This window comes from Brotocaccenecus cirricatena (genome assembly GCF_020687045.1).
Lineage (GTDB): Bacteria > Bacillota > Clostridia > Oscillospirales > Oscillospiraceae > Vescimonas > Vescimonas cirricatena.
On record NZ_JAJEPW010000039.1, the window covers coordinates 19,016 to 27,921 of the forward strand.

8 protein-coding genes and 1 pseudogene are annotated in these 8,906 nt (G+C 52.3%); all 9 read left to right on the forward strand.

Annotation, left to right across the window (positions count from 1 at the left end; all coding sequences use genetic code 11):
- Position 1: 1 nt before the first annotated feature.
- A complete protein-coding gene (locus LKD37_RS11980) occupies positions 2 to 2,986 on the forward strand; it encodes a vWA domain-containing protein (RefSeq protein ID WP_302929429.1) in 2,985 nt (994 codons plus the stop codon).
- Positions 2,987 to 3,003: 17 nt separating this feature from the next.
- Positions 3,004 to 3,624, forward strand: coding sequence for a hypothetical protein (locus tag LKD37_RS11985; protein ID WP_302929430.1), 621 nt, complete (start codon positions 3,004 to 3,006; stop codon positions 3,622 to 3,624).
- A gap of 13 nt (positions 3,625 to 3,637) precedes the next feature.
- Positions 3,638 to 4,927: a Cna B-type domain-containing protein gene (locus tag LKD37_RS11990; protein ID WP_302929431.1), complete on the forward strand. Its 1,290-nt coding sequence runs from the start codon at positions 3,638 to 3,640 to the stop codon at positions 4,925 to 4,927.
- Positions 4,920 to 5,588: a sortase gene (locus LKD37_RS11995; protein ID WP_302929432.1), complete on the forward strand. Its 669-nt coding sequence runs from the start codon at positions 4,920 to 4,922 to the stop codon at positions 5,586 to 5,588. Before LKD37_RS11990 ends, LKD37_RS11995 begins: the two co-directional genes overlap by 8 nt.
- Before the next feature lie 8 nt (positions 5,589 to 5,596).
- Entirely contained in the window at positions 5,597 to 5,833 is a 237-nt protein-coding gene (locus tag LKD37_RS12000) for a hypothetical protein (RefSeq protein ID WP_302929433.1), read from the forward strand.
- Positions 5,830 to 6,810, forward strand: a complete 981-nt coding sequence (locus LKD37_RS12005) for a transcriptional regulator (RefSeq protein WP_302929434.1) — start codon at positions 5,830 to 5,832, stop codon at positions 6,808 to 6,810. The genes LKD37_RS12000 and LKD37_RS12005 overlap by 4 nt, the downstream gene beginning before the upstream one ends.
- Before the next feature lie 9 nt (positions 6,811 to 6,819).
- On the forward strand, positions 6,820 to 7,704 hold the full coding sequence (locus tag LKD37_RS12010; protein WP_302929435.1) for a zinc-ribbon domain-containing protein: 885 nt from the start codon (positions 6,820 to 6,822) through the stop codon (positions 7,702 to 7,704).
- Positions 7,705 to 7,955: 251 nt separating this feature from the next.
- Entirely contained in the window at positions 7,956 to 8,264 is a 309-nt protein-coding gene (locus LKD37_RS12015) for a helix-turn-helix domain-containing protein (RefSeq protein ID WP_302929436.1), read from the forward strand.
- Positions 8,265 to 8,559: 295 nt separating this feature from the next.
- Positions 8,560 to 8,906 (forward strand): annotated as a pseudogene (locus LKD37_RS12020) (hypothetical protein); the annotation flags it as partial.

The window sequence follows — 8,906 nt, forward strand, 5'->3', positions numbered from 1 at the left end:
AATGAAAAAGACGAAGATTCTATCGCTGCTTTTGTGCCTGTCTCTTTTCTGCGCGCTGATCGTGCCCGGCACGAGAGCCTATGCGGACAATGAGCCCGACAGTGGCATGAAGATCAGCAAGACGGCGACAGCCAACGCTGACGGTTCCTATACCATCACGCTGGAAGCCTTCGCCACCGGCTCTAAGGTCATTACGGAGCAGAAAACGGATATCCCCACTGATATTGTTCTTGTTATCGACCAGTCTGGCTCGATGAACGATCCGATAGGTGGCTATACATACACGGCATACCGAACCGGGGGATATAACAGTCGCAACTATCATAATGACGAGTATTATCCGCTCAGGCACAATGGTGGCAGCGAGAACCTGTGGCACAAGCTGAATAATAACGAGTATATTGCCGTTTCCGTAGAACAGAAGATGGTATATACCGCTATTTCCGGCTGGAGCAACAGGAAATACTATGATAATCAAAACAGCCTGTACTGTCTGGTTTCAGGAGAGTATAAGTCCGTCGCAGTGAGGAGAGAAGAACATGTCTTTTCCGCTGATGAATACTGGTATACGATGGATGGTCAGCAAATCCTCTATACGACCGGAGACAGTAGCATTCCAAACTTTGGGCAATATGCTCCTCTCTATCAGTCCGTAAAGAAGTACACCTATTCCTATACTCTGAATGGAGTCACAACGGTTATAGAAGAGTCGTTGGGGGATGGGAGCAGTCCTGACACGCAGTTTTATCGCAGGGATTATAGCAGTAGTGCTGGCGGCACGAGGCTGAATGCTCTAAAGAATGCAGCAACTACATTCGCCAATGCCGTCGCGGCAAAGGCGGCAGGTGCAGATGGCGACATCAGTACCCCTGCCGATAATGTCAATCACCGTATTGCCGTGGTTGGCTTTGCGAGTGGACAATACTATAACGGCACCAATTATAATTACGGCAATACAGAGGTTTTTGTAGGCAGCAATCAATATAAATACGGAAGTGCCGCACAAGGGCAATATGGGAACGCCTTTCAGGATATGAACACCTCCACGGGAGTTGGCAATGTCAGTGCTTCCGTCGGAGCTCTTTCTGCGGAAGGCGGAACGCTTACAAATCTTGGACTGGAGATGGGTAACGGGATTTTCGGTGCAAATCCCATAGCAGAGGGAGAAAAGCGGAATCGTGTCGTAATCGTTTTTTCGGATGGTGTTCCTGGTTGGAAAGGTTATGATTCAAATACGGCGAACAGTGCGATTACTCAGGCTGGGACTGCAAAAAACACCTATGGAGCAACAGTATACAGCATTGGCATATTCCCCGGCGCGGACGCGACCAGCGCAGGCAATCAGAACGGAAACGAAACGGAGAAAGCCAACTGGTTCATGCAGCGTGTGTCTTCCAACACGCAGTATCCGCAGTCTCCCAGTTATTATCTTTCCGCTGCGGATGCTGGAACGCTGAACAGCATCTTCCAGCAGATTTCCGACCAGATCGAAACCGGCGGTACGACTTCCACTCTGACCTCCGATGCTGTTGTGAAGGACATCATCTCCCCGCAGTTCACGCTCCCGGCTGGAACGACGGCGGCGAATATCACAGTGGAGACCTATGCCTGCACCGGAAAGAACGCTAACGACGACTACACCTGGAGCAATAACAACAGCACAATGGGCGCGACGGCATCTATCAGCGGCGATCAGGTGAACGTCACCGGCTTTAACTTCTCTGAGAACTACGTCGGTACCGTCACCGAGGGCGACAGCGTCACCTATCGCGGCCACAAGCTGGTCATCAGCTTCAAGGTACAGCCCAAGGCGGGCTTCCTGGGAGGCAACGAAGTGTACACCAACACCAGTGCCGGTATCTATGAGAATGGTTCTGCTGAAAATCCGCTCCTGACCTTTGATAGACCCACTGTCAACGTCCCCATCAAGGACGTGACCGTCACGGCCAAGGACAAAAATGTCTACCTCAAGGGCGAAGTCACCGCCGATCAGCTCAAGGATGGCTCTGAAATCAGCGTTGGCGATGTAAAGCTTGATCTCAGCAAGGCAGCCGACACCGATAAACCTTACGGCCTTGATCCCTGGCAGGCCGAGTACGTCGATATCACCGTTGCGGTCAAGGACAAAGACGGCAATGTCATTTCTGACAAGCTTGATAATCTGACCGAAGACACGACCTATACCATCAAAGTCACCGTAACGCCCAAAACTACCGGTTCAACGGGCAGCGCGGGCACACCGGCAACGGAAAAATCCGGTGAAAACACCCCTGCTGCCAACATCAACGTCTTCAAACCGGAGCTGACATTCAAGGATTCCACCGCCTACTACGGCGAGACCGTGCCCGCAAACAACGATTACAGCAGCAATTATGTTGCCAATTCTGAAAAGTGGAAAAACGGAGGCAAGTATTCAACGGACGATGGTGTTCAAATGATCGGCACAAAGCCGACGTTGGATATCACCTACACGCCGGATGAAGCCAAGCTGGATAACGGTAAATACACCAAGCAGGATCTCCCCGTCAAAGCAACCGTCAATATCGGTACCGATGATGTAACCAGCTACACAACCTTCCTGCATGAGACTTGTACCGTGGATGGCTGTAAGTGGAACAATGAAATCACTTCCGGCAATCCCGCGTTCCTGATCCACATCAAGACCTGCACGCTGCGCATTACCAAACAGGGCGGCGCGGACGATGAGTCCTATGTGTTCGATGTTTACAAGGACGGCGTGAAGTATTCCGAAGTGACTGTATGGGGCAACAGCACGGAAACGCTTGTTGAATTGCCCATCGGTACTTACACCATCAGTGAGAACGCCGGCTGGAGCTGGCGCTATTCTGCCAATAACGGCGGCAGCGCTGCGCTGACAGCACAGAATCCCACCGGCAGCATTACCTGCGTCAACACGAAGAACAACAATCAGTGGCTGAATGGTTTCAGTGAGGTTGTTCGGAACATCTTCGGCACGAATCACTGAGGAAGGAGGGAATGAAGATGTATAGAGGCAGATATGAAGGCAAGCACCGCAAGGCAGCAGCTCCGGCACACGGGAAAGCGCTCCGTACTGGCCGCCTGACGACCATGGTAATTGCGACCGTACTCCTTCTGGCGCTGGCCATCGGCGGCACGCTTGCATGGCTGAGCACAAAAGACGCGCCAATTCAGAACAAATTCCTTCCCACCAAGGTGACTTGCGAAGTGATGGAAACGTTTAACGGCAGCACGGGCGTGAAATCCAATGTCAACGTGAAGAATACCGGCACAATCGATGCTTTTATCCGCGTCAAGCTGGTGACTTACCGCACAAACGACCAGGGGCAGCACATTGGCGGCACCGCATCCCTCCCCACCTTTACGCTGGGCACAGGCTGGGTGAAGTATGGCGATTATTACTACTACACAAAACCCGTCGCACCGAATCAGAAGCCGGAAACCAACCTGACAGACAGCATGACGCTGATCGGCTCCTACATGGATACGGATGGCGGCAAGCAGGCTGTTGACGTGATGGCCGAGGCCATCCAGAGCGTTCCGGGAGCTGCCGTTAGGGCTGCTTGGGGTGAAGACTTCTCAATCGACGTAAACGGCAATCTGGTCGTTCCGACTGGTAACTAAGGGGGTGGAAATCATGAAAAAGTCATTCAAAGCAATCACATCCCTTGTGCTGATGCTGCTCGTGGTGATGAGCATGTCGCTAACGGCCTTTGCAGCGTCTCCCTCCATTACGTTTGAAGGCTTCTCAAAGGGTTTTGATTTCCAGCCTGGCAGCGAATACACGGAGACCGATCTGTTCAACAACTTTAAGAACGTTATGCCCGGTGATACCGTAACGGAGACCATCACCTTCACCAACTCTGCGACCGACTGCGACTTCGTGAATCTCTACATGAGAGCCGAGGCGCACGACGAAACGGATAATCCCCTTACCTACAGCGAGACGTTTGAAAACACGGACGGCAAGGATCAGGCCAATATTCCGGGGCAGCGCGACGAAACCGTTGCTACCATGACGGATTTTCTGTCCAAGCTCTCCATGAAGGTCTGGAACGGCACAGAGCTGATCTATGACGCTTCTCCTGACCAGCTGGATGGACTGAAAAGCAATAAGCTACTCGGCACCTTCCGCACCGGCGAAACGGCCACTCTGAAAGTGGAGCTGGCCGTTCCCGCTGACCTTGGCAACGAATACGCCAACCGCGTGGGTGAGGTGGACTGGATTTTCCATGTGGAAGCCTATCAGGAAAGCCAGCTCACCGTCCGTAAGATTTGGTCGGACGGCAACAGCAATCACCCCAATGACAGCGTGACCGTCAACCTGCTCCGGGACGGCAAGGTGGAAAAATCCGAGGTTCTGAATGCCAAAAACGGCTGGACATACACCTTTGACAAGCTGGTAGAGGGCCATGTCTGGACGGTCGAGGAAGCCCGCGTACCAAGCGGATACACGGTGAGCTACAAGACAGAGGGCAATACCACGATCATCACCAACACTAAGGATACACCCACTCCGCCTCCTACGCCGCCCACACCTCCCACACCCAGCGAGCCTCTGGATATCACGGTGCGGAAGGTCTGGAGCAACGATAATCTCAAGGAACGTCCCGATTCCGTAACTGTTACGCTCTACAACGGCGATGTGGCGTATGATTCCGTCCGCCTTGGCGCATGGAACAACTGGAGCTATTCATGGAAAGACCTGAATGCATACGGCAACTGGCAGGTCATTGAAACGAATATCCCCAGGGGCTACACACCATATTACAGCGTCAATAACGGCGTTGTGACCATTACCAACAGCCGCACACTGATTCAGACCGGTCAGCTCAACTGGCCCATCTGGGTGCTTGGCGGCGCGGGACTTGTCCTGATTCTCGGCGGGGCGGTCGTGCTGGGTAAGAAGAAACGGAAAAATGCCTAAGAAAACGGGCATTGCCATGTTAGCAGTGGGAGCAGTGCTGATCCTTTCGGCACTGCTCCTTTTCTTCCATAACCGTCAGGAGGACGTACAAGCCGGGCAGGAAGCCGAGAGCCTGCTGGCAAACGTCGAGGCGGTGATCGACGCACAGGCGACCCGCGAGCCAACGCCGGCCGGGACGGAAATACCCGGAACCACGCCCACGTCCTCCGCCACACCCCTTGACCCGGAAATGCCGGTAGTCGAGCTGGACGGCTATGCGTATGTGGGGTATGTGGAAATACCCGCGCTGGAATTGAAGCTGCCGGTCATGTCGGAATGGGACTATAACCGCTTGAAGATCGCTCCATGCCGCCAGTTCGGTTCCTCCCGGACGGATGATCTGGTCATTGCCGCCCATAACTACCAGAACCACTTTGGACGGCTGAAGGACTTGCAGACGGGCAATGCCGTGATCTTTACGGATATGGAGGGCGTAATCAATACCTACTCCATTGAAAAGATCGAGACGCTGAACCCCAGCGAGGTGGACGCCGTACAGAACAGCGGCTATGATCTCGTTCTCTATACCTGCACCAAGGGCGGCAGGACGCGCGTGACCGTGTTCTGCAACCGGATCAAGATAATCTCTCCTTCTCCAGCCCCAACGCAGATGGAAAAGTGAGGGCGAGTATGGCAGACAATATCAACATGCGCAAACAGAGCGACTGGCGCACGAAAGCAAGCGGCTCCCGAAGAAAGCAGATGGAGCGCTACGTCCTGTGCTGGCGTTTGACCAACGTTCCGAAAAACACGCCGATCTCCAAGCGAAAATATTACGTTCAAGGACAGGGGCAGCTCTGTGAAAACTGCTACTATGAGCTTTTCAAGCAGGGCGTATTCTCCGGCGAGGATAATATGAATACATGAAATCAGAAGAAAATGGGCTGAAAAAAGGTCAGCGCTTCGGGCGCTGGACATTACTGGACAAGGTTGTCACTACGGCACAAGGCGAAAAGAAACATCTCTGCCGCTGTGACTGCGGCACGGAACGATATGTGCTGGAGCGCTCCCTCAAAAGCGGAGGTTCCCTCAGCTGCGGCTGCCTGCGGCGAGAACGGGCGCAGCAGGCAACGGCATACGACCTGCTTGGCAAGACCTTTGGCGAATTGAGGGTTGTGGGCAAAAGCCGAAAGCGCACCAGGATGGGAGCGTACTGGACATGTCTGTGCAGCTGCGGTTACACCTGTGAAGCAACGGCCAGCGAGCTGGTATCCGGGCGTAAAACAAATTGCGGCTGCAAAAATGTGAAAAACTATGCTTCTTCTGACATTACCGGGCAACGCTTTGGACGGTTGACTGCGCAATACTCCACAAAAAAGCGCGATGCAAAGGGCTTCGTAATCTGGCATTGCCACTGTGACTGCGGCAATGAAACCGATGTTTCCTACAACAACCTGATGTATTGCGGACAGCAGAGCTGCGGCTGTAAGAAACGGGAACACGATAAGGCGTTAGCCGGTTTTCTCACTCATGTGGATGGCACCAGCATTGATGCATGGAAAAGTAATACGATTCCGAAAAACAACACAACCGGCGTTCGCGGCGTTTACTTTATTCAGGGCCGGTATGTAGCCAAACTGGTATTTCAGAAGAAGCAGTATTTCCTTGGTACCTATAAGACACTGGCCGAGGCCGCAGAGGTCAGGCGGAAGGCCGATGCTCTTTTGGGCAACGAGTTGGTGCGCTTCTATGAGAAATGGTCTAAAAAGGCGGCTGCTGACCCGCAATGGGCAAAAGGAAATCCCATAAAATTCCACGTCAGCAAGACAGAAAACGGCGAACTGACTGTAAATCTTCAACCGGAGATGAGAACAGAGCCAAGTGAAGCTACGCAGGCAATTTGAGGTACTCGAATGAAACCGGAATATTCTCTTAAACACCTCTGTGAGCAACAGGACAGAATGTATCTCCTGCAAGAGTGGGACTGGAACAAAAATGCCCCGCTGACGCCGGATACCATACATAAGGGCAGTCATCAGAAGGTGTGGTGGAGATGCGACGCTGGACATTCATGGCAGGCACAGGTGCGAAGCAGGTCGGACGGTTCAAAATGCCCATACTGCACAGGGCGTGTTCTGTGGGTTGGCAGAAACGACCTTGCCACGGTAAATCCTGCGTTGGCTGCACAGTGGGATATGGAAAAGAACGGCGAATTGAAGCCCACCGAAGTACTGGCCGGAAGCGGAAAATATGTCTGGTGGAAATGTGAGAATGGACATTCGTGGCGTGCGAGTATCCTGAGCCGGAACAGAGGTGCTGGGTGTCCAATTTGTAGCGGGAAAACTGCCGTGTCTGGCGAGAATGACCTGTCCACCCTCTTTCCTGATCTCGCTGTGGAGTGGGATGCTGAACGCAACGGCAGCTTGAGACCGGATAACGTAACGCCTTACAGCAACAAAAAGGTCTGGTGGCGATGTGCGCTTGGACATGAATGGCAGGCAGTAATTGCATCCAGAGCCGTGGAACGCTCCGCCTGCCCATATTGTATGGGCAGGCGCGTTCTGGCCGGTTTCAATGATCTTGCTACGCTTCATCCGAAAATCGCCGCGCAATGGGATAGCACGCTGAACAGCGGTCTGACTCCAGAAATGGTAACGCCGGGAAGTCACAAGCGGGTATGGTGGAAATGCGCTGAAGGGCATGTTTGGAAAACGGCCATCTACTCCCGAACCGGAAAGCAGAAATGTGGATGTCCCGTATGCGCCGGAAAAGCAACACGACAATTCAAATATGAGTAGCATTAGGCCAACCACTTACTCAGGTTTCTCCGGCTTCATTATTCACACCAACTGATACAGTTGAATATTTCAGAAGGACTCTCATTGCGGACTATATGCCCCAATCGAGAGTCCTTTTTCTATTACATTATAAATCCAATATCTCCGCATATGATAGCATTTATAAAACCATACATTCGCACAAACAAGGGCTATATTCAAACGAGAATAGCGTCTGTATGGGCTAAAATATAATATGTGGAGGTGAAGTGATGACAGACAAGGAGTTCTCCCTGAGACTGGCCAAATTGAGAACGCAAAAGGGCGTTTCGGCTCGTGACATGAGCCTTTCAATGGGTCAGAATCCGGGTTATATCAACAATATTGAGACCGGGAAGTCTATGCCGTCGTTAAGTGGCTTCTTCTACATCTGCGATTATCTTGATATAACCGCAAGGGACTTCTTTGACGATGGGAATGAATATCCCGAACAGCTCAGAGCCGTTTTTCAGGATATGCAGAAACTGAGTCCTGAACAGCTACAGAATATTCATGCCATCGTAAAGGGGCTGCTCCGATAGGCACACGCCATTCTGTCACCGATACAGCCAAAAGATCATAAAATCCGCACAGCCATGTCAGCCTTATTATTTGCTTGGACGGCGCGCCTCTGCGCTACCGGCGGTTTGCTGTGCAAGATCAGGCCAGTGCATGAAATTGGACAGCGTTATCGCAGAGCGGAATAGACCCTACGCATGGAGGCGTACCCTTACGGACAAATAATAGCGCAGCACTACCGGCGGTAGATGCTGCGAAAGAAGGCTGCTTGATTGGAGAATCAGGCAGTTTTTTTGATTTGTAGAAAGGAGCGCAGCCATGAACAGCACAGAGAACAACAATCGCGCAGCGTCCCAAGATTTCCAGACAGCACTTGGACTTCTGGAAGAACGGCTGCGCAGCTTAGAAGATTCAGAAGATATCATCAACGGCCTGCTGCAAGGCGCAGCGGAGTTTTACGGTGCGGCCAGAGCTTCCGTTGTGGAAGCGGACTGGGATTTGAAAATTGGTCTGCTTACCTATGAATGGTGTGCAGAGGGTGTAGAGCACCAGAAGGACATGCTCCAGTATCTTGCCGTAGAGAGCTTCCCGCGATGGTGTGAATTTCTGTCGCTGAACTGGCCTATTGTCATACCGGATATGGAAGCAATCAAAGATACATACCC

Excerpts from the sequence above, each read along its gene's own strand:
- LKD37_RS11980 (WP_302929429.1), top strand. The coding sequence starts at position 2 with ATGAAAAAGACGAAGATTCTATCGCTGCTTTTGTGCCTGTCTCTTTTC.
- LKD37_RS11985 (WP_302929430.1), top strand. The coding sequence starts at position 3,004 with ATGTATAGAGGCAGATATGAAGGCAAGCACCGCAAGGCAGCAGCTCCG.
- LKD37_RS11990 (WP_302929431.1), top strand. The coding sequence starts at position 3,638 with ATGAAAAAGTCATTCAAAGCAATCACATCCCTTGTGCTGATGCTGCTC.
- LKD37_RS12000 (WP_302929433.1), top strand. The coding sequence starts at position 5,597 with ATGGCAGACAATATCAACATGCGCAAACAGAGCGACTGGCGCACGAAA.
- LKD37_RS12015 (WP_302929436.1), top strand. The coding sequence starts at position 7,956 with ATGACAGACAAGGAGTTCTCCCTGAGACTGGCCAAATTGAGAACGCAA.
- LKD37_RS12005 (WP_302929434.1), top strand. The coding sequence starts at position 5,830 with ATGAAATCAGAAGAAAATGGGCTGAAAAAAGGTCAGCGCTTCGGGCGC.
- LKD37_RS12010 (WP_302929435.1), top strand. The coding sequence starts at position 6,820 with ATGAAACCGGAATATTCTCTTAAACACCTCTGTGAGCAACAGGACAGA.
- LKD37_RS11995 (WP_302929432.1), top strand. The coding sequence starts at position 4,920 with ATGCCTAAGAAAACGGGCATTGCCATGTTAGCAGTGGGAGCAGTGCTG.